Source organism: Allobosea sp., assembly GCF_051860145.1.
Taxonomy (GTDB): domain Bacteria; phylum Pseudomonadota; class Alphaproteobacteria; order Rhizobiales; family Beijerinckiaceae; genus Allobosea.
This window is the reverse complement of record NZ_JBHYEM010000017.1, coordinates 1-23,421: the sequence shown is the minus strand read 5'-3', so window position 1 is coordinate 23,421 and position 23,421 is coordinate 1. Positions and strand designations below refer to the sequence as shown.

Annotated in this window: 20 protein-coding genes; 12 read left to right on the top strand and 8 right to left on the bottom strand. The window is 68.4% G+C overall.

The window, feature by feature from the left end; all coding sequences use genetic code 11:
* Positions 1-64 precede the first annotated feature (64 nt).
* Positions 65-1,666, top strand: a complete 1,602-nt coding sequence (locus ACTIF2_RS21660) for an FGGY-family carbohydrate kinase (protein WP_439499193.1) — start codon at positions 65-67, stop codon at positions 1,664-1,666.
* On the opposite strand, the gene ACTIF2_RS21655 is transcribed toward ACTIF2_RS21660, so the two are convergent.
* From ACTIF2_RS21655 to ACTIF2_RS21645, 3 genes are all read right to left on the bottom strand, one after another.
* Complete coding sequence (locus tag ACTIF2_RS21655) at positions 1,663-2,883, bottom strand: cytochrome c (protein ID WP_439499192.1); 1,221 nt, start codon at positions 2,881-2,883, stop codon at positions 1,663-1,665. The genes ACTIF2_RS21660 and ACTIF2_RS21655 overlap by 4 nt on opposite strands.
* Positions 2,880-4,643 carry a GMC family oxidoreductase gene (locus ACTIF2_RS21650; RefSeq protein ID WP_439499191.1) on the bottom strand — a complete coding sequence of 588 codons (1,764 nt, stop codon included), beginning with the start codon at positions 4,641-4,643 and terminating at the stop codon, positions 2,880-2,882. The genes ACTIF2_RS21655 and ACTIF2_RS21650 overlap by 4 nt, the downstream gene beginning before the upstream one ends.
* A gap of 158 nt (positions 4,644-4,801) precedes the next feature.
* Positions 4,802-5,551: a gluconate 2-dehydrogenase subunit 3 family protein gene (locus ACTIF2_RS21645; protein WP_439499190.1), complete on the bottom strand. Its 750-nt coding sequence runs from the start codon at positions 5,549-5,551 to the stop codon at positions 4,802-4,804.
* Positions 5,552-5,860: 309 nt separating this feature from the next.
* On the opposite strand from ACTIF2_RS21645, the gene ACTIF2_RS21640 reads away from it, so the two are divergent.
* Together ACTIF2_RS21640 and ACTIF2_RS21635 are read left to right on the top strand one after the other, a co-directional pair.
* A complete protein-coding gene (locus ACTIF2_RS21640) occupies positions 5,861-7,516 on the top strand; it encodes an acetolactate synthase large subunit (protein ID WP_439499189.1) in 1,656 nt (551 codons plus the stop codon).
* A gap of 130 nt (positions 7,517-7,646) precedes the next feature.
* Positions 7,647-9,083 carry an aldehyde dehydrogenase family protein gene (locus ACTIF2_RS21635; RefSeq protein WP_439499188.1) on the top strand — a complete coding sequence of 479 codons (1,437 nt, stop codon included), beginning with the start codon at positions 7,647-7,649 and terminating at the stop codon, positions 9,081-9,083.
* Positions 9,084-9,131: 48 nt separating this feature from the next.
* On the opposite strand, the gene ACTIF2_RS21630 is transcribed toward ACTIF2_RS21635, so the two are convergent.
* Together ACTIF2_RS21630 and ACTIF2_RS21625 are read right to left on the bottom strand one after the other, a co-directional pair.
* Positions 9,132-10,490, bottom strand: a complete 1,359-nt coding sequence (locus tag ACTIF2_RS21630) for an amidase (protein ID WP_439499187.1) — start codon at positions 10,488-10,490, stop codon at positions 9,132-9,134.
* A gap of 104 nt (positions 10,491-10,594) precedes the next feature.
* Positions 10,595-11,137, bottom strand: a complete 543-nt coding sequence (locus ACTIF2_RS21625) for a MarR family winged helix-turn-helix transcriptional regulator (RefSeq protein WP_439499186.1) — start codon at positions 11,135-11,137, stop codon at positions 10,595-10,597.
* A gap of 221 nt (positions 11,138-11,358) precedes the next feature.
* On the opposite strand from ACTIF2_RS21625, the gene ACTIF2_RS21620 reads away from it, so the two are divergent.
* The 9 genes from ACTIF2_RS21620 (at position 11,359) to ACTIF2_RS21580 (ending at position 20,658) form a co-directional block, all read left to right on the top strand.
* The gene (locus ACTIF2_RS21620) at positions 11,359-12,384 is read left to right on the top strand and encodes an ABC transporter substrate-binding protein (protein ID WP_439499185.1); all 1,026 of its coding nucleotides are present in this window, start codon (positions 11,359-11,361) and stop codon (positions 12,382-12,384) included.
* Positions 12,385-12,409: 25 nt separating this feature from the next.
* The gene (locus ACTIF2_RS21615; RefSeq protein WP_439499184.1) at positions 12,410-13,492 is read left to right on the top strand and encodes an ABC transporter ATP-binding protein; all 1,083 of its coding nucleotides are present in this window, start codon (positions 12,410-12,412) and stop codon (positions 13,490-13,492) included.
* The gene (locus tag ACTIF2_RS21610; protein ID WP_439499183.1) at positions 13,489-14,340 is read left to right on the top strand and encodes an ABC transporter permease; all 852 of its coding nucleotides are present in this window, start codon (positions 13,489-13,491) and stop codon (positions 14,338-14,340) included. Before ACTIF2_RS21615 ends, ACTIF2_RS21610 begins: the two co-directional genes overlap by 4 nt.
* Positions 14,337-15,140, top strand: a complete 804-nt coding sequence (locus ACTIF2_RS21605; protein ID WP_439499182.1) for an ABC transporter permease — start codon at positions 14,337-14,339, stop codon at positions 15,138-15,140. The genes ACTIF2_RS21610 and ACTIF2_RS21605 overlap by 4 nt, the downstream gene beginning before the upstream one ends.
* A 14-nt stretch (positions 15,141-15,154) precedes the next feature.
* Positions 15,155-15,988 carry a polysaccharide deacetylase family protein gene (locus ACTIF2_RS21600; protein WP_439499181.1) on the top strand — a complete coding sequence of 278 codons (834 nt, stop codon included), beginning with the start codon at positions 15,155-15,157 and terminating at the stop codon, positions 15,986-15,988.
* Positions 15,985-16,746: an SDR family NAD(P)-dependent oxidoreductase gene (locus ACTIF2_RS21595; RefSeq protein ID WP_439499180.1), complete on the top strand. Its 762-nt coding sequence runs from the start codon at positions 15,985-15,987 to the stop codon at positions 16,744-16,746. The genes ACTIF2_RS21600 and ACTIF2_RS21595 overlap by 4 nt, the downstream gene beginning before the upstream one ends.
* Positions 16,747-16,756: 10 nt before the next feature.
* The gene (locus tag ACTIF2_RS21590) at positions 16,757-17,515 is read left to right on the top strand and encodes an SDR family NAD(P)-dependent oxidoreductase (RefSeq protein ID WP_439499179.1); all 759 of its coding nucleotides are present in this window, start codon (positions 16,757-16,759) and stop codon (positions 17,513-17,515) included.
* A 16-nt stretch (positions 17,516-17,531) separates the two neighbouring features.
* Entirely contained in the window at positions 17,532-18,926 is a 1,395-nt protein-coding gene (locus tag ACTIF2_RS21585; protein ID WP_439499178.1) for an amidase, read from the top strand.
* A 154-nt stretch (positions 18,927-19,080) separates the two neighbouring features.
* Complete coding sequence (locus ACTIF2_RS21580; RefSeq protein ID WP_439499177.1) at positions 19,081-20,658, top strand: gamma-glutamyltransferase family protein; 1,578 nt, start codon at positions 19,081-19,083, stop codon at positions 20,656-20,658.
* Between the two features lie 8 nt (positions 20,659-20,666).
* On the opposite strand, the gene ACTIF2_RS21575 is transcribed toward ACTIF2_RS21580, so the two are convergent.
* The 3 genes from ACTIF2_RS21575 to ACTIF2_RS21565 form a co-directional block, all read right to left on the bottom strand.
* Positions 20,667-21,719 carry an ABC transporter ATP-binding protein gene (locus tag ACTIF2_RS21575; protein ID WP_439499176.1) on the bottom strand — a complete coding sequence of 351 codons (1,053 nt, stop codon included), beginning with the start codon at positions 21,717-21,719 and terminating at the stop codon, positions 20,667-20,669.
* Complete coding sequence (locus ACTIF2_RS21570; protein WP_439499175.1) at positions 21,716-22,711, bottom strand: ABC transporter ATP-binding protein; 996 nt, start codon at positions 22,709-22,711, stop codon at positions 21,716-21,718. The genes ACTIF2_RS21575 and ACTIF2_RS21570 overlap by 4 nt, the downstream gene beginning before the upstream one ends.
* 24 nt (positions 22,712-22,735) lie before the next feature.
* A partial coding sequence (locus tag ACTIF2_RS21565) for an amidohydrolase family protein (RefSeq protein ID WP_439499174.1) occupies positions 22,736-23,421 on the bottom strand: 686 nt, incomplete at its 5' end.

Genomic DNA, 23,421 nt, shown 5'->3' with positions numbered 1-23,421 from the left:
CGGGTCGACCTCGAGGCGGCCATCATGGCCGCCTCCCTTCCGGTGGGCCTGAACGAGGCAGGGCATGGCTTTTCCAGCACCAGACAAGCGCCAGTCTTTCGTCGTCGCGGTCGATGTCGGGACGGGCAGCGCGAGAGCCGGCGTCTTCGATCTCGAAGGCCGGCAGCTGGCCCGGGCCGAGCGGGCGATCGACTTGCGCAGGCCGCAGCCGGACTGGGCCGAGCATGATTCCAGCCAGATCTGGGCCGCCGTCTGCGCCGCCGTTCGCGAGGCGGTCGCGCGGTCCGGCATCGATGCGGCGCTGGTGCGGGGCATTGGCTTCGACGCCACCTGTTCGCTCGTGGTCCGCGACCGGGAGGGCTCGCCGCTGCCGGTGTCTCCGGGTTCGGAACCGCGCTGGGACACCATCGTCTGGCTCGACCATCGCGCCACTGCCGAGGCCGAGCGCTGCAACGCAACCGGGCATAGCGTGCTCGATTTCGTCGGCGGCGCGATCTCGCCCGAGATGGAGACGCCGAAGCTGATGTGGCTGAAGCGCCATGCCCCGGGGAGCTGGGAGCGCGCCGGCCATTTTTTCGACCTCGCCGATTTCCTGACCTGGCGCGCGACCGGCTCGACCGCGCGCTCGCAATGCACCCTGACCTGCAAATGGACCTATCTTCCCCATCAGGGCGGCTGGCAGCGCGGTTTCTTCGAGACGGTCGGCATCCCCGACATGCTGGAGCGCGGCGGGCTACCGGATGCGGTGAGCGGCATGGGCGCCGATCTCGGCCCGCTCACCGGGCAAGCCGCGGATGAACTCGGCCTAAGCGCGCAATGCCGTGTCGCGGCCGGGCTGATCGATGCCCATGCCGGCGCGCTCGGCCTGCTCGGCGGCGCGGCTGAGGGCGGCGCCATCGACCGCAATGCGGCCCTGATCGCCGGCACCTCGACCTGCCTGATGGCGCTTTCGCCGGAGCAGCGGGCGGTGCCGGGCGTCTGGGGGCCCTATCTCGGCGCCGTGCTGCCCGGGACCTGGCTCAACGAGGGCGGCCAGTCGGCGACCGGCGCCCTGCTCGACCATATCATTCGCTGGCATGGCACTGGGGGCGAGCCGGATGCGGCCACGCATGCGCGGATCGTCGCGCGGATCGGTGCGCTGCGCGCGGCGGAAGGCGGGAATTTCGCCAGCGGACTGCATGTGCTGCCGGATTTCCATGGCAACCGCTCGCCTCTGGCCGATCCGCATGCGGTCGGTGTGATCTCGGGCCTGACGCTCGATGCCGGCTTCGACAGCCTGTGCCGGCTCTATTGGCGCACGGCGGTCGGCATCGCGCTCGGCGTGCGCCATATCGTCGAGGCGCTCAACGAAAGGGGCTATCGCATCGACACGCTGCATGTCGCGGGCGGGCATGTGCACAACCCGCTGCTGATGGAGCTCTATGCCGATGCGACGGGCTGCGATGTCGTGCAGGCGAAGACGGGCGACGCGGTGCTCCTCGGCACGGCGATGGCTGCGGCCGCGGCGGGAGGGTTCGGCAGCCTTGCCGAGGCCTGCCGCGCCATGCTCGGCAAGAGCCGCCGCAGCCGCCCCGATGCCGAGGCGCGCAGACGCCTCGATCGTGACTACCGCGTCTTCCTGCGCATGCACGAGCAGCGCCGTGAACTGGACGATCTGGACCGCTAACGCGTCAGCTTCTCGCGCATGTCCTTGACCTCGCCGGCGGTGACGGGCGCCGCTGCGTTGCCCCAGCTGTTGCGCACGTAATTCAGGACGTTCGCGACTTCGGCGTCGCCGAGATTCCAGGCGAAGGAGGGCATCGCCGGCGTCGTCGGGCGCGCCGGCGTGGTCGCGGCCTGGCTGCCCTGGAGCACGACGCGGATCAGCGAGGTCGGGTCGTCGCCATTGACGACCGGCGCCTTGGCGAGCGTCGGAAACAGGAGCGGGGCGCCTGCGCCGGAGCTGACATGGCAGGCGGCACAGCGATCGACGAAGATCGCCTTGCCCGCCATCATGACGGGGTCGCTCGCTGCGAGCGGCTGCGGGGGCGCGGCGCCGTCGCCCTTGATGTCCTTGAGATAGGTCGCGACCGCTTTCAGGTCGGCCTCGGCCCAGTGCTGGGTCGAATTGATGATCACTTCCGACATCGGGCCCGAGGCGATGTCGAAGCGGTTCGCCCCGGTCTTCAGATAGGTGACGATGTCCTCGCCCGACCAGCTCCCGATCCCCTTGTGCGGATCGCTGGTGATGTTGGGCGCGACCCAGCTCTGCAGATTGCCGCCCTGCAGGAACTGCTCGTTCTTGTCGGCGCCGGTCAGGCTCTTGGGCGTATGGCAGGTGCCGCAATGGGCGGGGCCGTTGACGAGATAGGCGCCGCGATTCCACTCGGCTGATTTGGCGGGATCGGGCTTGAAGTCGCGCGCCCTGAAATTCAACAGGTTCCAGCCGATCATCGCGGCGCGGATGTTGAACGGGAAGGGCAGCTGGTTCGCGACGACCTGCCTGCGGACCGGCTCGATCTTCTGGAGATAGGACCAGAGGTCGGCGATGTCGGCCTCGTTCATCATCGTGTAGGCGGGATAGGGCATCGCCGGGTAGAGCCGCTTGCCGCCCTTGCCGATGCCCTCCTTCAGCGCACGCCGGAACTCGACATAGCTCCAGTCGCCGATGCCGGTCTCGCGGTCGGGCGTGATGTTCGGCGGCACCAGCTTGCCGAACGGTGTCTCCAGCGGCGCGCCGCCGGCGAAGGGGCGCCCGCCCGGCGCGGTATGGCAGGCGGCGCAATCGGCGAGAACGGCCTGGTAGCGCCCGGCCGCGATGCGGTCGAACAGATCGGAGGCGAAGCTGCCCGCGCTGACGATGGCGGCGGCGACGATGCCGGCCAGGAGAGCTGCCTTTCTCATGCCTGCACCAGTCGGCCGGGGTTCTTCAGGTAGTGGTTGCGGATCGAATCCGCCGCCCAATAGGCGAGGGCGCCGACAGGCCCGGTCGGGTTCTTGCCCGCGTTCTGGGGAAAGGCGGAGGCGCCGACGACGAAGACATTGGGGACGTCCCAGCTCTGCAGATGCCGGTTCACCGCGCTGGTGGCGGGGTCCGTACCCATGATCGCGCCCCCCGTATTGTGCGTGCTCTGGTAGGGCACCGCGTTCCAGCCCTTGCGGGCGCGGCCGACCACGGCCTGCTTGCCGCTGAGCGCCGTCGCGATCTCCTGCATGCGGTCGCTGACCCAGTTCGACATGCGGATGTCGTTGTCCGGGAAGTCGAAGGTGATGCGCAGCAGCGGCCGGCCGAAGCGGTCCTTATAGGTGGGGTCGAGGTCGAGATGGTTGCCGCGCGTCGCGTAGGAACTGCCCTGGGAGCTGAAGATCAGGGTGTTGCCGTAATGCTCCTTCGTCGCCTTCTTCCAGGCGCTGCCCCAGCGCGGCGTGCCCGGCGGGGTCGGGCGGTAGGAGATCGGCCGGCCGTTGGTCGGGATGCAGTTGACGCCAGCGCCGCCGACGAAATCGAGCGGCGCATGGTCGAAGGCGTCGCCGTTGTAGTCGTCGAGCGACTGGCCGAGCGCGCCGGCCGCGATGAAGGGGTTGAAGTTCTTGCCCTCGAAGAAGACCTGGGTCGAGGCATTGGTCTGGTAGGCGTAGTTGCGTCCGACCGTGCCGGCGCCGGTGGCGGGGTCATAGGGCGTGCCGATGCCAGAGAGCAGCATCAGGCGGACATTGTGCAGGCCATAGGCGTTGAGCAGCACGATGTCAGCCGGCTGCTCGTAGGTCTCGCCGGAAACGTCGACATAGGTGACGCCGCGCGCCGATTTGCCGTCCGGCGCGAGATCGATCTTGAGGACCTCGCATTCGGTCCGCGCCTCGAAATTCGACTTGCGCATCAGGACCGGCAGGATCGTCGTATGCGCGCTCGATTTCGAATAATTGGCGCAGCCGAAGCGCTCGCAGAAGCCGCAGAAGGTACATTGCCCCATGGCGATGCCGAGCGGGTTGACATAGGCCTTCGACAGGTTGGCCGAGGGTGTCGGAAACGGGTGCAGGCCGACCGATCGCGCCGCTTCGGCGAACAGGGTCGGCGCATAGGTCATTTGCATCGGCGGCAGCGGATAGTCGCGCTTGCGCGGCCCCTCGAACGGATTGCCGCCCTCCTGGATCGTGCCGTTCAGGTTGCCGGCCTTGCCGGAAATGCCGGCGAGATATTCGAAGCGGTCGAAGGCGCCTTCGAGCTCGTCATAGGTGACGCCCCAATCCTGGATCGACAGCTCGGCGATGCGTTCGGCGCCGTAGCGCTCGGTCAGGTGGGTCTTGAGCACGAAGTCGCTGGGGAAGAAGCGCCAGGTGTGGCCGTTCCAATGCGTTCCCGCGCCGCCGACGCCGGTTCCGGGCAGGAAGGAGCCGTAATCGCGCATCGGCAACGCCGTCTGGCTGGCGTTGTTGCGCATCGTCATCGCTTCCTGCGCCGGCTGCAGGAACAGGTCCTTGCGGATCGCGTAGCGCAGCTCGTCGGGCGCATAGGTGATGTTGAAATCGGTCGCCGTGTCGCGCCAGGGACCGCGCTCGATCGCGACGACGTCGAGCCCGGCATCGGTCAATTCATGCGCGAGGATCGAGCCGGTCCAGCCGAGGCCGACGATGACGACATCCCTGCGGGGCAGTTTCTTCACCATCGTGCCTGGTCTCGCTCGCTGGAGCAGGATGCGAAAAAGTGGGAACCGGTTTTTCGCATTGATCCTGCTCTCACTCTTAAGATGAGAGACGGATTCAGATGTCGGATGGCATCACGTCGTGATGCCATCCGACATCATCCGGCTCTCGTTGCAGCTCGTTACCTGCCGCCGACCTTCCAGTCCGGCCGCCCGGCGATCGAGACGGGCGGCAGCGGGAAGGGCTGGTTATGGGCCGTGACATAGTCGCGGTAGTCGTAGCGGGCGCCGGGGAAGCCGATGAATTTCCAGCCCGCCATGTCGCGATTGCCGCCATAGATCGGATCGGCGAAGAAGCCTTCCATGGTGTTCTGCAGCAGCAGGTTGAAGAAGCTCGCCGCAGCCGGAAACCCGACCTTTCCGCCCTCGAAATCCTGCAGCACCTTGTCCTGCTCGGCGGCGGCGATGTCGGCGAAGGCCTTGCCGGCGAATTGCGCGCGCACATGCTGATCGAGCGCGGCGAGGCCGGCGCGGTAGCGCCCGACGGGAGTCTCGCTGCCCTGATAGCCCTGGGTCGGCAGGCCGGGCAGGAAGGGCCCTTGCGTGTAGAGCCTGTCGGAGGAGCCGTAGCTGCCGGCGAGCTGGCGGTCGATGAAGGTCGCGCAGCCGGCATCCTTGCCGCCGACGCTCAGGTCGTCAGCCGGAATCAGGCGGTCGACGGCAGCCTCGACGGCGCGCGCCTCGTCGGGCGCGAAGACGTACCAGCGGCCTCCCGGCAGAACCTGCGGCGGCAGCGCCGAGAACGGCTTCCATGGCAGGACGCCGGAATGCTCGGCGGCCTTGGCGCCACCGAGGGAGGCGACGAGCAAAGTCATGCCGGTCGAGCAGAGGAAATGACGGCGGCTGGGGCGAAACGGTGGGGAGCGTGTCATGCCGGCCTCGAGCGTCCGCGTCGCCGGTCGGATGTGCCGCGGCGACCGTGGACGTGAGAAGGCTCTTCTTTCGATCAAGAATAATCAACATCCGACATGCGCGGTGCAGCCATCCCTCCCGCGCATGGGTTTGGATGAGTTGACGCATTATCTTGCTGTTTATGCATGCCTCGCCTGCCTGACGGCGGGACGGCAAGGCTTCCCTTTGCATGCGCGCCGCAGCCGGTGTTTCCTTCCTTCGGTCGCGGGCGCCGTCATTGTCGGGCGATGACGGGCCGGCGGTCATGCTCACCGGAAAGGCGACAAGCGATGAAAAAAGGTTCCGATCTCCTGATCGCGGCGCTCGAGAACGAGGGCGTCGACCGCATCTTCGGCGTGCCGGGCGAGGAAAATCTCGATGTCGTCGAGTCGATCCGGAACTCCAGGATCGAGCTGGTCCTGACCCGGCATGAGCAGGCGGCGGCCTTCATGGCGGCGACTCATGGCCGGCTCACCGGCCGGCCCGGCGTCTGCATCGCCACGCTCGGGCCGGGCGCGCTGAATTTCTCGACCGGCGCGGCCTATGCCCATCTCGGCGCCATGCCGATGATCCTGATCACCGGCCAGAAGCCGATCATGAGCGCCAAGCAGGCGCGCTTCCAGATCGTCGACGTCGTCGCCTCGATGAAGCCGCTGACCAAGATGACGCGGCAGATCGTCAGCGCCGCGAGCATCCCGTCGACGGTGCGCGACGCCTTCCGTGTGGCGATGGAGGAGCGGCCCGGGCCGGTCCATCTGGAGCTGCCCGAGGACGTCGCGGGCGAGGAGATCGAGGATGTCCCGGTCATCCCGGTGCATCCGCTCGAGCAGCCGGTGGCGCCCGCAGTCGCGCTCGATCGCGCGGCCGCGATGATCCTGGCCGCGAAGCAGCCGCTGGTGATGATCGGCGCCGCCGGCAACCGGCCGCGGCTGGTCGAGGCGCTCTCGTCCTTCGTCCGGCGCACGGGCCTGCCCTTCTTCAACACGCAAATGGGCAAGGGCGCCGTGACCGGCGGCTCGAATCTCTACATGGGCACGGCTGCGCTCTCTGAGGGCGACTATGTTCATCTGGCCGTGAACCGGGCCGATCTGATCATCGCGATCGGCCATGACACGGTCGAGAAGCCGCCCTTCCTGATGAAGAGCGCCGGCGGGCCGCGCGTCATCCATATCGGCTACCAGTCGGCCAATGTGGAGCAGGTCTACCATCCCGACGCCGAGGTCGTCGGGGATATCGGCGCGACCGTCACGGCGCTCGCCGACCGGCTCGAGAGCAAGCTCGGGCCGGACACGGCATTGCTGGAGCTGCGCCAGAAGATCCTGGCGCGGATCAACGACCGCGCCGACGAAGATCGCTTCCCGGTGACGCCGCAACGCCTTGTCCACGACGTCCGCAAGGTGATGCCGGAAGACGGCATCGTCTGCCTCGACAACGGCATGTACAAGATCTGGTTCGCCCGGAACTACCGGACCCATGTCGCCAACACGCTGCTGCTCGACAATGCGCTGGCGACGATGGGGGCCGGCCTGCCCTCGGCAATGATGGCGGCGATGCTCTTCCCCAAGCGCCGTGTCATGGCCGTCTGCGGCGATGGCGGCTTCATGATGAATTCGCAGGAGATGGAAACGGCCGTGCGTCTCGGCCTCAACCTCGTCGTCGTGATCCTGAACGACGGCGCCTATGGCATGATCCGCTGGAAGCAGTCGGTCGACAAGTTCCCGGATTTCGGCATGACCTTCGGCAATCCGGACTTCGTCGCCTATGCGCAGGCCTATGGCGCCAAGGGCTCGCGCGTGAGCGCGGTCGAAGAGCTGGTGCCGACGCTGGAAGCTGCCTTCACTGGCGGCGGCGTCCATATTGTCGACGTGCCGATCGACTATTCCGAGAACACCCGCGTGCTCGTCGAGGAGCTGCGCAACCGCTCGCCCGATATCGAGCTGGCTTGAATGAGCTCCTGTGCTCTGTCGGAAACGGCCGTCATTCCGGCCGTAGCGAAGCGGAGTGCCGGAATCCATCGAAGGATTCCGGCACTCTACTATGGATTCCGGAGCGTCGCGGCTTCGCCGCTTGTCCGGAATGACGGCGTGGCTGGGTGGCAGGACAAGCTCTACAGACTCCCAGGAGAGAACGATGCTGCAGGTGGTTCAGGCCTATGACCGGGCGCCGATCGAGGAGATCGCGACCGATGACGCGACGGCGCTCGAAGCCAAGCTCAAGGCTGCTGAAAAAGTCTTTCGCGATCGCGATCATTGGCTGAAGCCGCATGAGCGGATGGCGATCCTGCGCCGGCTGGCCGGGCTGCTCGCGGCCAAGCGCGACCATTTCGCCATGCAGATCGCGCGCGAGGGCGGCAAGCCGCTGCCCGATGCGATCATCGAGACGACGCGCGCGATCGACGGCGTGCAGAATGCCGCCGACGAGCTGCGCAACCTGGCCGGCCGCGAGATCCCGATGGGGCTTTCGCCGGCTGCCGCCGATCGCTGGGCCTTCACCACCAGAGAGCCGATCGGCATCGTCGCCGCGATCTCGGCCTTCAACCACCCGCTCAACCTGATCGTGCATCAGGTCGCGCCGGCAATCGCCACCGGCTGCCCGGTGATCATCAAGCCGGCCGGCACGACGCCGCTCTCCTGCCGTGACTTCGTTGCGCTGGTGCACGAGGCCGGTCTTCCCGAAGCCTGGTGCCAGACCTTCATCCCCGAGAGCACCGAGCTCGCCGAGAAGCTGGCCACAGACCGGCGCGTCGCGTTCCTCAGCTTCATCGGCTCGGCGAAGGTCGGCTGGTACCTGCACTCCAAGCTCGCCCATGGCGCACGCTCGGCGCTGGAGCATGGCGGGGTCGCGCCCGCGATCGTCGACCGCAGCGCCGATCTCGACAAGATCATCGAGCCGATGGTGAAGGGCGGCTACTACCATGCCGGACAGGTCTGCGTGTCGACGCAGCGCATCTTCGCGCATCGGGACATCGCGGAGGCGTTCACCGACCGTCTCGTGGCGCGGGTGAAAAAGCTGCGCGTCGGCGATCCGACGCTCAAGGACACCGAGGTCGGGCCGCTGATCCAGCCGCGCGAGGCCGACCGGGTCGCCTCCTGGGTCGAGGAGGCGGTCAAGGGCGGGGCAAAACTCGCGACCGGCGGCGGACGCATCTCCGAGACGACGCTGGAGCCGACGGTGCTGGTCGATCCGGCCGTCGATGCCAAGGTCTCGCAGCTCGAGGTGTTCGGACCCGTGGTCTGCGTCTATCGCTATTCGGAGCTGGACGACGCGATCGCCCGGGCGAATGCGCTGCCGGTCGCCTTCCAGGCCAGCGTCTTCGCGCAGGATATCGATGTGGCGCTGCGGGCCGCCAACCGGCTCGATGCCTCGGCGGTGATGATCAACGATCCGACGACCTTCCGCACCGACTGGATGCCCTTCGCCGGCCGCCGCGAATCCGGCTACGGCATAGGCGGCATCCCCTACACCATGCGCGACATGACGCAGGAGAAGATGATCCTGATGCGCCGGGGCTGAGGCTGTAAGCGGGCTCGCGCCCGCTTTTCCGCTTCGTCCTGCGATGGCTCAGCCGCGCTGCGCTGCGGCGATCGCCTGCTCGACGGCCTGTCCGATCGCGAGGATCCTGCGGTCCTGGCCGCCGGCGCCGGCGATCATCAGCCCGACCGGCGCGCTGCCCTGCTCGTGGCAGGGCACGGTGAGGGCGCAGCCGTCGAGAAAATTGATCAGGCTCGGGTTGCGCAGGATCAGCATGTTGGTCGCGCCATAGGCGGCGTCGTCCGCCTGGAGCGCGGCAATCGCCGGGGCGATGATCGGTACGGTCGGCATGATCAGGGCGTCGAATGGCGCAAGGCGGGCCTCGACGGCTTCGATCCAGGCGGCGCGGGCCGTGAGCAGGTCGATATAGTCGGCCGCCGACATGTCCTTGCCGCGCTGGATGCGCGAGAGCACGCGTGGATCGTAGCGCGGGCCGGCTCGCTCGATCAGGGCGCGATGCCAGTGCCAGGCTTCGGCCGGCGCGAAGCCGCCCTTGGCGTTGATGGTCCCGATCGAGCCGAATTCCGACAGGGGGATCTCGGTGATGCGCGCGCCTGCCCTGGAGAGCAGGCTCAGTGCCGCCTGGAACGCGGCCGCGACAGCCGCATCCATGCCGTCTAGCACCAGCGTCTGCGGCACTGCGAGACGCAGCCCGTCGAGAGCGGCCGGCTGCGGGATATTGGCGGCTTCACCCGACAGCACCGCATCGAGGATCGCGCAGCAGGCGACCGAGGGCGCGAGCGGGCCGATCGAGTCGAGGCTCGTCGAGAGCGGCACGACGCCGTCGCGCGGCACCCGGCGCGCGGTCGGCTTGAAGCCGGCGAGACCACAGAGCGCGGCCGGAATCCGGACCGAGCCGCCGGTATCGGTGCCGATCGCCGCGGCCGCCATGCCGTCCGTCACCGAGACGGCTGCGCCGGAGGAGGAGCCGCCGGGGATGCGGCCCGTCGCCCGGTCGAACGGGTTGAGCGGCGTGCCGTAATGGGGATTGATGCCGAGGCCGGAGAAGGCGAACTCGGTCATGTTGGTGCGCCCGACCAGCACCGCGCCGGCGGCGAGCAGGCGCTTCACCACCGGAGAATCGGTTTCGGCCGGCGGCGCGTCGTCGAGCGCGACGCTGCCGGCCAGCGTGGTCTCGCCGGCGACGTCGAACAGATCCTTGATCGAGATCGGCAGGCCCTCGATTGGCGAGCGTGGGAAGCCGGCTTTGCGCAGGTCGTCGGAGGCGCGGGCGGCGAGGCGCGCACGATCGGCGTAGAGACGGGTGAAGACGCGTGCGCCTTCTCCTGCTTTGTCGCTGGCGCGGGCGAGGGCGGCCTCCGTCAGGGCGGCGGAGGTCGTGCGACGCTCCGTGAGGGCGGCGCTCAGGGCGGTCAATGTCTCGGTCATCGCGTCAGGCCATTTTCGGAAAGCGGGTCGATCGGCGCGCGATGATGCCGGCTCTCCTGGCACGGTCCAACCGGAAAGATCGGCTCGTGCAAAATCAGCGTGCTCTAGCGCCGGCCGAGCATCATGCGGCCCAGCGCCCGCGCCGTCGCTTGCCGCTCCTCCTGCGACAGCGCCGCGACGAGCCGCCGCTCCGTCTCGGCATGGTCGCGCATCGCGGGCTCGACCAGGCGGCGGCCCTGCTCGGTCAATTCGACGATGACGCCGCGCCCGTCGGTCTCGTCGGCCATGCGCCGGACATGCCCGGCCTTCTCGAGCCGGCGCAGCAGGTTCGACAGGCCGCCTGAGGTGAGGATCAGCGTGTCGAGCAGCGCCTTGGGCGACATCCGGTAGGGCGCGCCCTCGACGCGCAGCGTCGCGAGCACGGCGAACGAGGGGTATTTCAGCTTGTGCCGGGCGAGCGTCCGGTTGATCGCCGTGAGGAAGACCTCGTGGAGATGCAGCAGGCGCCCGACCACGGCCTTGCCGGAGGAATCGATCTCGGGGAATTCGCGGCGCCAGCGCCCGATGCCGGCGCCGACCCGGTCGTTCTCCCAGAGCTCCGCCGGCGCCTCCGCCTCGACGCGTCGCAGGGCCTCGTTGCTGCGCATGCCGTCCTCCAGACCGTACCCTTTCCGACCATGATGCGCGGCGCTCCGCAAGGGGCGGCATCGATGGCCGAGGGCATCATGGTATCTTTCATTTATCTTTCTTGAAAGAGAAATGAAGCCATGCCATGCTCCCCTCCGGACGGCAGGGCAAGGCCCCGTCCTCCCGCCGCAAGGCCGCGGAACAGCGGCTGGCGCCACGCAACAGACGGGGACACGCAACCATGCGCCATATGTTTCGCTTCGCGACGGCCACCGCCATCCTGTGTGCCGGATTCTCGCTTTCCGCCCGGGCCGAGGAGCTGGTCGTCGGCTCCTTCGGCGGCTCCTTCGCCGACAACGTCAAGGCCTGCCATGTCGCCGCCTTCGAGAAGGCGACGGGCGCAACCGTTTCGCTCAAGCTCGGCAATTCCTCGCAGTTCGCCGCCGCGATCCGCGCCACCGGCGGCAAGCCGGACATGGACATCGTCTATATCGACAACTCGCTGGCGGCACAGGTTCATGGCGAGAAGCTGGCCGAGACCATCGACCGCAAGAAGCTGAGCAACGCCGCCGACGTGATCCCGACCGCCTGGGGCAAGGACGATTCCTATGTCGTCGCCATGGTGAGCGCGACCGCGCTCGTCTACAATCCCAAGCTGGTCAAGACGCCGCCGACCTCCTGGCTCGATCTGGCCGATCCGGCCTATGCCGGGAAATATTCGATCGGCGACATCAGCGGCACGTCGGGCCTGCATTTCTTCCTGGCACTGAACAAGCTCAAGGGCGGCACGCTCGAGAATGTCGATCCCGGCATCGAGGCGATCAAGCCGATCGCGAAGGGCTCCGCCGTGCTCTACACCCAGGCCGACCAGCTGCTCTCGCTGTTCGAGCGCGGCGAGATCGCGATCGCGCCCTGGTATCCGGACCGCGCCGGCGTCGCGATCGACAAGGGCCTGTCGCTCGCCGTCGCCTATCCGAAGGAAGGCGCGGTAGGCATCCTGCCGGCGGTCGTCATCCCCAAGGGCACGGCCAAGGCGGAGCTGGCGCACAAGTTCCTCGACCAGATCCTGTCGGCGGACGGGCAGGGCTGCTTCTCCGAGCGCGCCTATATCGGCGCGGTCAACACCAAGGTGAAGCTCTCCGACAAGGTCCAGAAGATCGTCCCCAATGGCGAGAGCCTGGAGAAGGCCTGGTTCATCGATCCCGAGATCATCGCCAAGAACACCGCCACCTGGACCCGGCGCTGGCAGCGCGAGGTCGCGCGCTGAGCGCGACATCGACCGGGAGCCGGGCATGAGCGCGCTGACCTTCGAGGGGCTGGCCAAATCCTATGGCGAGGTCGATGTCGTCAGGGACGTGTCGCTCACCATCAAGGAGGGCGAGTTCGTCTCGCTGCTCGGCCCGTCCGGCTGCGGCAAGACCACGATCCTGCGGATGGTCGCCGGCCTCGTCGAGCCGAGCCGCGGCCGTATCCTGATCGGCGAAGACGACGTCACGGCGCTGCCGCCGAACAAGCGCGGCCTCGGGCTGGTCTTCCAGTCCTATGCGCTGTTCCCGCATCTGACGGTGTTCGAGAACGTCGCCTTCGGCCTGCGCCGCCGCAAGGTCGCCGGCGCCGAGCTCGACAAGCGCGTCAAGGAAGCGCTCGCGATGGTCCGGCTCGCCGCTTTCGGCGAGCGCTATCCGCGCCAGCTCTCGGGCGGCCAGCAGCAGCGGGTCGCGATCGCCCGGGCGCTCGCTCCGCATCCGCGCGTGCTGCTCTTCGACGAGCCTTTGTCCAATCTCGACGCGCAGCTTCGCGACGAAATGCAGATCGAGCTCAAGCGCCTGCAGCGCGGGCTGGGCATCACCACGCTCTTCGTCACGCACGACCAGGGCGAGGCGCTGTCGATGTCGGACCGCGTCGGCGTCATGGCCAAGGGCGTGATGCAGCAATTCGCGACGCCCGAGGACATCTATCACCGCCCGGCGACGGGCTTCGTCGCAGGCTTCATCGGCAAGCCGAACCGGCTCGTCGGTACGGTCGCCTCGCGCGAGGGCGCGGGCGGGCGCATCCGGCTCGGCGAGGGGCCCATGCTCCAGGCGGGTTATGTCGATGGCAACGTCGGGCGGGCGGTCGAGATCGTCATCCGGCAGGAAGCCGTCCAGCTGCGCAGCGGCAAGGTCGAGGCCGGCACGCTGCCCGGCACCATCGCGCTGCGCTCCTTCAGCGGCGCGCGGGTACAATATGTGGTGAAGCTCGCAGACGGCGTCGAGCTGGTCGCCGAGGCGCCGTCCAGCGGGCCGGATTCGGCGCTCGCCATCGGCAGCTCCGTGGCGCTGGCGGTCGATCCAGCCTCCGTCTTCGCGATGACGCCGGACGGGGCGGCAGCGTGATCGCGACGCGGCACGGACTGATGCTGGTGGCGCCGCTGGCGCTGGTGCTGGCCGGTTTCTTCCTCGTGCCGGTGCTGATGCTGCTGCCGACCAGCTTCGGCGAATATGTCCCGGGCTCCGGCCTCGCCAAGGGTGTCTGGACGCTGGAGAACTACACCCGCATCGTCACCGACGATTACTACCGCGAGGTGATCTGGCGCACGCTGGGTCTCGGCCTGTTCGTGACCTTCGCCTGCCTGCTGCTGGGCTATCCGGTGGCCTATCTGATCGCGCGCGGGCCGGAGCGCTGGCGCGTGCCGCTGATCCTGCTGGTCATCTTCCCGATGCTGCTCAATCTCGTGGTCCGCTCCTTCGGCTGGATCGCGCTGCTCGCCAATCGTGGGCTGGTCAACAACCTCCTGATCGATCTCGGCCTGATCGCGGCGCCGCTCAAGCTGATGTTCAACCTCACCGGGCTGATGATCGGGCTGACCCATATCTACCTGCCCTTCATGGTGCTGATGCTGGTCGCGGCGATCCGCAACGTGCCGCGCGATGTCGAATCCGCCGCCGCGACGCTGGGCTCGAGCCGGCTGCACGTCTTCGCCTCGGTGACGCTGCCCCTGTCGGCGCCGGGCATCCTCGCCGGCTCGATCCTGGTCTTCGTGCTGACGATCAGCGCGCTGGTGACGCCGCGCATGCTGGGCGGGCCGACCTACAAGGTGATGGCGACGCTGATCTACGACGAATACATGCAGCTTCTCGACTGGCCGAGCGGCTCGGCGCTGTCCTTCACGCTGACGCTGATGGCCGTCGGCGTGATCTGGCTGTCCAGCCGGCTGACCAAGCGCTGGGCGGGGATGGCATGAGCGGCGCCTCCGACAGCGACGCCATGCCGGGCCGAGCCGTCACGACGGCGGCGCTGGCGGTGATCGTCTTCCTGCAGATTCCGGTGATCGTCGTCGTGCTGGCGGCCTTCTCGACCACCTCCTACCTGACGATCCCGCCGCAGGGCTGGACGCTGGCCTGGTTCGGCAAGGTGCTGAGCGACCCGACCTATCTCTCCGCCATCCGCATGAGCCTGATCCTGGCCTGCGGCTCGACCGTGATCTCGCTCGTGCTCGGGGTCGCGGCGGCCTATGCGCTGTTCCGCAAGGCGGTCCCCGGTGCGGAGGCGATCACCTCGTTCCTGATGGCGCCGCTGATCCTGCCGGCCGTCGTGATCGGCGTCGCGCTGCTGCAATATTTCAGCCTGACCGGGCTGCGTGGCTCGCTTTTCGGGCTGCTCATGGCCCATGTCGTGATCACCGTGCCCTATATCGTGCGCTCGGCGCTGGCGAGTCTGTCGGGCCTCGATCTCGCGGTCGAGGAAGCGGCACGCGTGCTCGGCGCCACCGGCTTCGAGGCGTTCCGGCTGGTCACCTTGCCGCTGATCCAGCCGGGGCTGGTCGCCGGTGCGCTCTTCGCCTTCATCACCTCGCTCGACAATGTCCCGGTGACGATCTTCCTGATCGGCGCCAACCAGACCACGCTGCCGGTGCTGATCTTCTCCTCCGTCGAGATGGGCATCGATCCAAGCGTCGCCGCCGTCTCGACGCTGCTGATCGTCGCCACCGGCATCGTCCTGCTCATCGCCGAGCGCCGCGCCGGCTTCCACCGCTTCGTCTGAACCGAGTTTTTGACATGCCGCTCACCAGCAAGGGTTTCCCGCTGTTCCTGACCTTCGATCTCGATGCCGAGACGATGTGGACGGGGCGCGACCCGGCCTATGCGCAACGCCCGATCCTGATGTCGCAGGGCGCCTATGGCTGGAAGGTGGGAACCGGCCGGGTGCTCGATCTGCTCGACCGCTACGGCATCAAGGCGACCTTCTTCGTGCCGGGGATCATCATCGACCAGCGCGAAGGACTGATGGAGGAGATCCTGAAGCGCGGCCACGAGCTCGCCCATCACAGCTACAGCCACACCTGGATCCTCTCGCTCACGCCCGAGCAGGAGCGCGAGGAGATGGAGAAGGCCTTTCAGTCGATCAAGCGCGTCAGCGGCAAGGCGCCGCGGGGCTGGCGCTCGCCCGCCGCCGAGATCAGTCCGATCACCATGCCGATGCTGGTCGAATACGGCTTCGACTACTCGTCCAACTTCTTCGACGACGACTCGCCCTATCTGCACGAGGTCGAGGGCAAGGAGACCAAGATCGTCGAATTGCCCTTCCGCTGGGTGCTCGATGACGCGCCCTTCTTCCAGTACTCGATCGTGCTGCCCGGCCGCACCATGCAGGCGCCCTCCGCGCTGCTCGAAGCCTGGAAGGGCGAGTTCGACGTGCTCTATGCGGAGGACCGGATGATGATGCTCGGTATGCATCCCGAGATGATCGGCCAGCCCTCGCGCATCAAGGTGCTGGAGGGCTTGATCGAGCATGCGCTGAAGCATCCCAATGTCTGGATCGGCCGCTGCGACGAGCTGGTCGACGACATGCGCCCCGGCCTCGAGACGGCGCGGGCGGAGGCAAGGCGGTGAGCGGCGGGCTCGCCGGGCGGCGCGTCCTGATCACCGGCGCTGCCAAGGGCATCGGGCTTTCCACCGCCGAACGCTTCATCGCCGAGGGGGCGCGCGTGGCGGCCCTCGACCGCGACGATGCCGCCCTGGCGGCGCTGCGCCGGCGTTTCGACGCCTCGTCGCTCCATGCTGCCAGGGTCGATGTGGTCGAGCCCGAGGCGGTCATACGCGCCGTCACGGCTGCAGCCGCAGCGCTCGGCGGGCTCGACGGTGTCGTCAACGCGGCCGGCATCGACCTGATCGCCGATATCGAGGCGATGGCGCTGGCGGACTGGAACCGCCTGATCGCGGTCAACCTGACGGGGCCGATGCTGGTGATGCAGGCAGCCTATCCGCATCTGCGCGCCGCCGGCGGCGGCACCATCGTCAATGTCTCCTCCGGCGCCGGTCTCGCGCCGCTGAAGCACCGCACAGCCTATTGCGCCTCCAAGGCCGGGTTGCAGATGGCCAGCAAGGCGCTGGCGATGGAGGCGGCCGAATTCGGCATCCGCGTCAACACGATCTGCCCCGGCGCGGTCGAGACCGAGCTGTTCCGCTCCAGCATCGACGGCGCGGCGGACCCGCAGGCGGCCCATGAGGCGGTGCGCGCCCGCTATGCGCTCCGGCGCATCGCCGCGCCGGACGAGATTGCCGCCGCGATCCTCTGGCTGACCAGTTCGGAATCCTCCTATGTCACCGGCACGGCGATTGCCGTCGATGGTGGCAGAACCTTTCATTGAGGCCGCCAGGATGACCGCAGCCGAAGGACGTTTTTCCGGGAAGGTCGTGGCCATTACCGGTGCCGCGCACGGCATCGGCGCCGCGACGGCCCGGCGCTTCCTGAGCGAGGGCGCGCGGGTCGCCGTCATCGATCGCGAGGCCGAGGGCTTTGCCGAGAGCTTTGCCGGCCAACCTGCCGAGCGCCTGCTGAGCATGGCCGGCGATTGCACCGACGCAGCCGTTCTCGCTGGCTTCCATGAGCGCAGCGTCGCGGCCTTCGGGCCGGTCGACATCCTGTTCAACAATGTCGGCCAGAGCGGGCGCGAGCGGGCGGCGCAGTTCCACGAATCGGAGGAAGAGGTCTGGCGCTTCGTGCTCGAGGTCTCGCTCTTCACCGCGATGCGGATGTCGCGGCTCGTCGTGCCGACGATGCGCGAGCGCGGCGGGCGAATCGTCAACATGTCGAGCGACGCGGCTCTCGTCGGCGATGCCGGCCTGACCGACTATGCCGCCGCCAAGATGGGGATCATCGGTTTCACCCGCGCGCTTGCCCGGGAGCTCGCGCCCCATCGCGTCACCGTCAACGCGGTGGCGCCCGGCGCCATCCGTACCCGCGCCCATGACCGGCTGACGCCGGCGGTGATCGAGAGGATCAAGGCGACGACGCCGGCCGGCTTCATCGCCGAGCCCGAGGATGTGGCGGGCTGCGTCGCCTTCCTCGCCAGCGAGGATGCCCGCTACGTCACCGGCCAGACGCTGCTGATCGATGGCGGGCGCTGGATGATCTGAGGCGAGGAGCCAGACCATGACCGCCATCGCCGATCTTTCCGCCGTCGACCTCGCCGCCGCGATCCGGGCGAAGTCCGTCTCGCCTGTCGAGGCGGTCGAGGCCGCGCTTGTCCGGATCGAGGAGAAGGCCGGGCTGAACGCCTTCATGGCGATCTGCGCCGAACGCGCGCGCGCCGAGGCGAAGGCCGCCGAGGCCACCGTCATGCGCGGCGAGGTGCTCGGCCCGCTTCATGGCATCCCGTTCTCGGTCAAGGACCTGACCAATACCGAGGGCGTCGCGACGACGCAGGGCAGCGCGCTCTTCGCGGACAACGTGCCGAAGGCCGATGCCGTCGCGGTGGCGCGGGCGCGCGCGGCCGGCGCGATCCTGATCGGCAAGACGACGACGCCGGAATTCGGCCACAAGCCGTTCACCGAGGGCCCCTTCTTCGGCCGCACGCTCAATCCCTGGAACCATGGCCATACCTGCGGCGGCTCCAGCGGCGGCGCGGCTGTCGCGGTCGCGGCCGGGATGGGGCCGCTGGCGCTCGGCTCCGATGGCGGGGGCTCGATCCGGATTCCCGCCGCCTGCTGCGGCGTGGTCGGGCTGAAGGCGACGCTCGGCGCGATCCCGAACCTGCAGGCACCCGACCTGTTCGGCGCCAATTCCTTTGTCGGGCCGATGGCGCGGAATGTTGCCGATACGCGGCTGATGTTCGAGGCACTGCTCGGGCCGGACCGCCGCGATCCCTATGGCCAGGTCGAGGCCTTCCCGCGTCGTGGGCTTGCCGATGGCGAGAAGCCTCGCGTCGGTTTCCTCCTGCGCTGCGGCACTATCCTCGATCCCGAGGTCGAAGCCTCGGTCAACGCGGCCATGCGCCAGGCGGAAGCGCTCGGCATGATCGTCGAACCGATCGAGCTCGACCTCGTCTCGCTCGAACCGCATTTTCTGGTGCTGCTGCGCTCGCTGCTGCTGGCGCGGCTCGGGGGGCATGCCAGCCGCTCACCTGACAAGCTCGACCCGACCCTCATCGCGACGATCGAGTCCGGGCGGGCCTATAGCGCCGCCGATCTCTGCGAGGCGCAGTTCGCCCGCACAAACTGCTTCGCGCAGATCCAGGATATCCTCTCTCGCTTCGACCTCATCGCCTCGCCGACCTTGTCCGCCCCGGCCCTGCCGGTCGGGCTCGATCCGCTCGGGCGGATCGAGATCGCCGGCCGCGACGCCGGCACCATCCGCGGCGCCTGGTATCCCTATACCTTTCCGTTCAATCTCACCGGCCATCCGGCGCTGTCGCTGCCCTGCGGCCTCTCGCAGGCCGGTTTGCCGATCGGGCTGCAACTGGTCGGGCGCTGGCACGAGGACGCCTATCTGCTCGACATCACCGCGCGGCTCGAGGCGGTTCTGGGGGTCCAGACGCGCCCTGCCTAGAGTCGAACCGCTCGCCGGGCGGTCGCCTCACGCCCAGCCGCTGCTGCATGCGCGCCCCGCCATTGCGGGTGGGGCGCAACCCTGCGTCGTGGTTATGATCGTCTCCAGGACAACGATGCGAGAGGGGACGGCAATGGACGGACGACGGCCGACGATGACATCGGCCCACGGCATGGTGGCCGCGGCGCATCCTCACGCGGCCCAGGCCGGCGCGCGCATCCTCGCCAATGGCGGCAATGCCTTCGATGCGGCGGCCGCGACGGCGGCGGCGCTGAATGTCGTCGAGCCCTTCATGTCGGGCCTCGCCGGCGAGGGTCTCGCGACGATGTGGGTCGCGGCCGAAAAGCGGATCCGGGTGCTGGATTTCGTGCCAAAAATCCCGTCGGCCTTCCCGGTCGAGCGCCTGCGCGAGCGCGCCGAGCTCGAACGCGGGGCGCTGCCGGTCGGCACGCCCGGCAATCTCGGGGGCTGGTGCGAGCTGGTCCGCAGCTACGGCCGAAAGGCGCTGCCCGAGATCTTCGCGCCGGCGATCGCGCTCGCCGAGGACGGTTTCGGGCTCGCCGAGTTCGGCGTTTTCGAGTTCGAGGAGCAGCGCCCAGTCCTGAAGGCGTATCCGGACCTCTACGAGCCTTGGGCGCGAGCCTATTATCCCGACGGAGCCAAGGCGAGCGTCGGCAAGCTGCTGCGCCAGCCCGATCTCGCCGCGACCTTACGCGCCATCGCCGAAAAAGGGCCGGAGCACCTTTATGGCGGCGCGCTCGGCGAGACGATCGTCGCCCATGTCAGGAGCCTCGGCGGGACGCTGACGCTCTCCGACCTCACGGATTTCAAGCCGGTCTGGCGCGAACCGTTGCCCGTGCAATATCGCGGGTTGACCGTGCATGTGCCGCCGCCGCCCTGCGAAGGCTTCCAGTTCCTGCTGACGCTGCGCATCCTGGAAGGCCTCGACCTCAAGGGCGCTGCGCCGAACGGCACCGAGCATCTCGACCAGGTCTATCGCGCGATCAGGCTCGCGGCCGGGATCCGGATCGCTCATAACAACCCGGCGCCGGACAAGCTGGCCGAGCTGCTTTCGGACGCGTCCGTCGAGCGCCTGCGTGCGCGTCTGCGCGACGGCAAGCCGATCGTCGGGCCGACCGAACAATGGATGCCGCAGGATGGCGAGGACCCGGCGCACACCACCTCCTTCTCGATCGCCGACCGCGACGGCAACCTGATCTGCGTCACGCAGAGCCTGGGCAGCCCGTTCGGCAGCGGCGTCGTGGTGCCCGGCACGGGCCTGTGCCTCAACAACTTCCTGTACTGGGCCGATGTGCAGCCGGAGAGCCCGAACCGGTCGCGACCGGGCGGCGATCTCCTGATGTGCATGTCGCCATCGATCTCGACGCGCGACGGCAAGCCGGTGCTGGCGCTCGGCACGCCCGGCAGCTACGGCATCCTGCAGACCCAGGCCCAGGCCTTCGTGCAATATGTCGATTTCGGGCTGCCGCTGCAGCAGGCGATCGAGGCGCCGCGGGCACGGCTCTGGGACGGCCGCCTCGTCCAGGCCGAGAATCGGATCATCCCTGAGGTGATCACCGGCCTGAAAGCGCGCGGTCACGAGATCGAGGCCTTCGATGCCGGCTGGACGATGAAGGTCGGCGGCATGCAGGCGATCGCGGTCGATCCCGCCACCGGCGTCTTCACCGGCGCGGCCGACCCGCGCCGCGACGGCTATGTCGCGACGGCGTAGCGGCGGCTTTATTCGCCCGTAGCGAGCGCGGCGAAGCGGCGCTCCAGCACGGGGTTGGGCGAGGCTGCCGTCGCCAGCGCCGGCGCGGGAAGCGTGCCGGCGAAATGGCAGGCGACCACGGCGCCGTCCGGCATCGGCCGCAGCGCCGGCGTCTCGTCCTTGCAGACTGCCTTTGCGTGCACGCAGCGCGGATGGAAGGCGCAGCCCGAGGGCGGCTTCAGCGGGCTCGGCACGTCTCCCTGCAGGATCGGCCGCTCCAGCCTGAGGCCCGGGTTCGGCAGCGGCGCCGCTGCGAGCAGGGCCTGGGTGTAGGGATGGCGCGGCTGCGCATAGAGCGTGTGCTTGTCGGCGAGCTCGACGATGCGGCCGAGATACATCACCGCGACGCGGGTCGCGATATGCTTCACCACCGCGAGATCATGCGCGATGAAGATATAGGACAGGCCGAGGCTGGCCTGCAGGTCCTGCAGCAGGTTGACGACCTGCGCCTGGATCGAGACATCGAGCGCCGAGACCGGCTCGTCGCAGACCACGAGGTCGGGATGCGTCGCGAGCGCGCGGGCGACGCCGATGCGCTGGCGCTGGCCGCCGGAGAATTCATGCGGGAAGCGCTCGGCATGCTGCGGGCCGAGTCCGACGAGGCCGAGCAGCTCGCGCACCTTGCCGGGAATTTCGGCCGGCGTCGCGAGCCGGTGCAGCAGCAGCGGCTCGGCCAGGATATCGGAGACCGACATGCGCGGATTGAGCGAGGCGAACGGGTCCTGGAAGATGATCTGCATGCGCCGGCGCAGCGCGCGCAGCGCGGTCTTGTCGAGCGCCAGCATGTCGGCGCCGTCGAAGCGCAGGCCGCCCCCGCTCGGCTCGATCAGGCGCAGGATCAGCCGCCCGGTCGTCGACTTGCCGCAGCCGGATTCACCGACAAGCGCCAGCGTCTCGCCGCGCGCTACGGTGAAGGAGACGCCGTCGACCGCCTTGACCACGCCCTTGCGCCGGCCGAACAGGCCGCCATCGAGGACGAAATGCTTGGACAGGTTCTCGACTTCGAGCAGGGGCGCGTTCATCGCGAGGCCTCCTCGATCGGCGCGCGCCAGCAGGCGACGAGATGGCCGGTTCCGAGCGGGCGCAGCGGCGGCTCCTCGTTGCGGCAGCGCTCGCTCGCCAGCGTGCAGCGCGGCGCGAAGCGGCAGCCGGCCGGCATGTCGTCGGGTGCCGGCACCATGCCCTCGATGGTCTGGAGCCGGTCGCGCTCGGTGTCGAGCCGCGGGATCGAGGCGAGCAGGCCGAGCGTGTAGGGGTGCTGGGCGTCGGCGAAGAGCGTCCTGACATCGGCGCGCTCGACGATCTTGCCGGCATACATCACGACGACATCGTCGGCGGTCTCGGCAATGACGCCGAGATCATGGGTGATCAGGATGATCGCGGTGCCGAGCCGTTTCTGCAGGTCGCGCATCAGGTCGAGGATCTGCGCCTGGATGGTGACGTCGAGCGCCGTCGTCGGCTCGTCGGCGATCAGCAGTTGCGGGTCGCAGGCCAGCGCGAGCGCGATCATGACGCGCTGGCGCATGCCGCCCGACATCTCGTGCGGAAAGGAATCGACACGTGTCTCGGGCGACGGGATGCGCACCAGCCGCAGCATCTCGATGGCGCGCTCGCGGGCCTCGCCCTTCGAGATCCTGCGGTGCCGGCGCAGGCCTTCGACGATCTGGTCGCCGACCCGGTAGACCGGGTTCAGCGAGGTCATCGGCTCCTGGAAGATCATGGCGATCCTGGCGCCCCTGATCTCCTCCATCTCCGTCCGGCTGCGCTTGAGCAGGTCGGCGCCCTCGAAGATGATCTCGCCGCCGGCGCGGATGCCGGGCGGCTCCGGCACGAGGCCCATGATCGAGAGCGAGGTCACGCTCTTGCCGCAGCCGCTCTCGCCGACGACGCCGAGCGTGCGACCGGGAGCGACCTGGAAGCTGACGCCGTCGACCGCCTTGTAGAAGCCGCGCTCGGTGCGGAAATGCGTCTTGAGATCGCGCACCTCCAGGATCGGCGCGTTGCTTGCGGGCATCCCCTGTCGATCCGGCGCGCTCATTCAGGCTTTGCCCGCCGGGAAGGTCAGCGGCGAGATCTCGAGATGGTCGCGCTTGGCCCAGTCCAGCCCCTTCACATTCGGTTCGGCCCGGCGCTGCGCCTCCTCGAGCTCGGCCGCGGCGCTGGCATAATCCATGGTCAGGACCTTGCCGTTCTCGACCACGGTGACGCCATCGACGACGACGGTGGTCACGGCGCGCTCGCCGGCGGCATAGATCAGGCTGCGGATGGGGTCGCGCAGCGGGCGCATCATCGGATGGGTGACGTCGACCAGCACGATATCGGCCTTGGCGCCTTTGGCGAGCCGGCCGATATCGTTGCGGCCGAGCATCTTGGCGCCGCCGAGCGTCGCGGCGTTGAAGGCATCCGAGGTGCGCAGGTCGTAGACGTCCTCGGCCACCATGCGCGAGCCGATGCAGACCGCGCGCAGCTCTTCCAGCATATGATGCGGGTAGGTGTCGGTGCCGATGCCGAGATTCACACCGGCGGCGACATATTGCCCGAAGCTCTGCATCGCGATGCCGCGGCGCTGGAAGACGATCGGGCAATGGGCGACATGGGTGCCGGTCTCGACCAGCGCGCCGAGATCGTCGGTCGCCGGCCATTTCACCGAGCTGTGATGGTCGAGGAAGATGCCGTGGCCAATGATGGTCGAGGGGCCGAGCACATCGAGATGCTCGAGCCATT

Coding starts and splice junctions, on each gene's coding strand:
- ACTIF2_RS21570 (WP_439499175.1), bottom strand. CDS start 22,711: ATGCCCGCAAGCAACGCGCCGATCCTGGAGGTGCGCGATCTCAAGACG.
- ACTIF2_RS21575 (WP_439499176.1), bottom strand. CDS start 21,719: ATGAACGCGCCCCTGCTCGAAGTCGAGAACCTGTCCAAGCATTTCGTC.
- ACTIF2_RS21660 (WP_439499193.1), top strand. CDS start 65: ATGGCTTTTCCAGCACCAGACAAGCGCCAGTCTTTCGTCGTCGCGGTC.
- ACTIF2_RS21645 (WP_439499190.1), bottom strand. CDS start 5,551: ATGACACGCTCCCCACCGTTTCGCCCCAGCCGCCGTCATTTCCTCTGC.
- ACTIF2_RS21655 (WP_439499192.1), bottom strand. CDS start 2,883: ATGAGAAAGGCAGCTCTCCTGGCCGGCATCGTCGCCGCCGCCATCGTC.
- ACTIF2_RS21650 (WP_439499191.1), bottom strand. CDS start 4,643: ATGGTGAAGAAACTGCCCCGCAGGGATGTCGTCATCGTCGGCCTCGGC.
- ACTIF2_RS21590 (WP_439499179.1), top strand. CDS start 16,757: ATGACCGCAGCCGAAGGACGTTTTTCCGGGAAGGTCGTGGCCATTACC.
- ACTIF2_RS21585 (WP_439499178.1), top strand. CDS start 17,532: ATGACCGCCATCGCCGATCTTTCCGCCGTCGACCTCGCCGCCGCGATC.
- ACTIF2_RS21615 (WP_439499184.1), top strand. CDS start 12,410: ATGAGCGCGCTGACCTTCGAGGGGCTGGCCAAATCCTATGGCGAGGTC.
- ACTIF2_RS21640 (WP_439499189.1), top strand. CDS start 5,861: ATGAAAAAAGGTTCCGATCTCCTGATCGCGGCGCTCGAGAACGAGGGC.
- ACTIF2_RS21630 (WP_439499187.1), bottom strand. CDS start 10,490: ATGACCGAGACATTGACCGCCCTGAGCGCCGCCCTCACGGAGCGTCGC.
- ACTIF2_RS21605 (WP_439499182.1), top strand. CDS start 14,337: ATGAGCGGCGCCTCCGACAGCGACGCCATGCCGGGCCGAGCCGTCACG.
- ACTIF2_RS21625 (WP_439499186.1), bottom strand. CDS start 11,137: ATGCGCAGCAACGAGGCCCTGCGACGCGTCGAGGCGGAGGCGCCGGCG.
- ACTIF2_RS21620 (WP_439499185.1), top strand. CDS start 11,359: ATGCGCCATATGTTTCGCTTCGCGACGGCCACCGCCATCCTGTGTGCC.
- ACTIF2_RS21635 (WP_439499188.1), top strand. CDS start 7,647: ATGACGGCGTGGCTGGGTGGCAGGACAAGCTCTACAGACTCCCAGGAG.
- ACTIF2_RS21580 (WP_439499177.1), top strand. CDS start 19,081: ATGACATCGGCCCACGGCATGGTGGCCGCGGCGCATCCTCACGCGGCC.
- ACTIF2_RS21600 (WP_439499181.1), top strand. CDS start 15,155: ATGCCGCTCACCAGCAAGGGTTTCCCGCTGTTCCTGACCTTCGATCTC.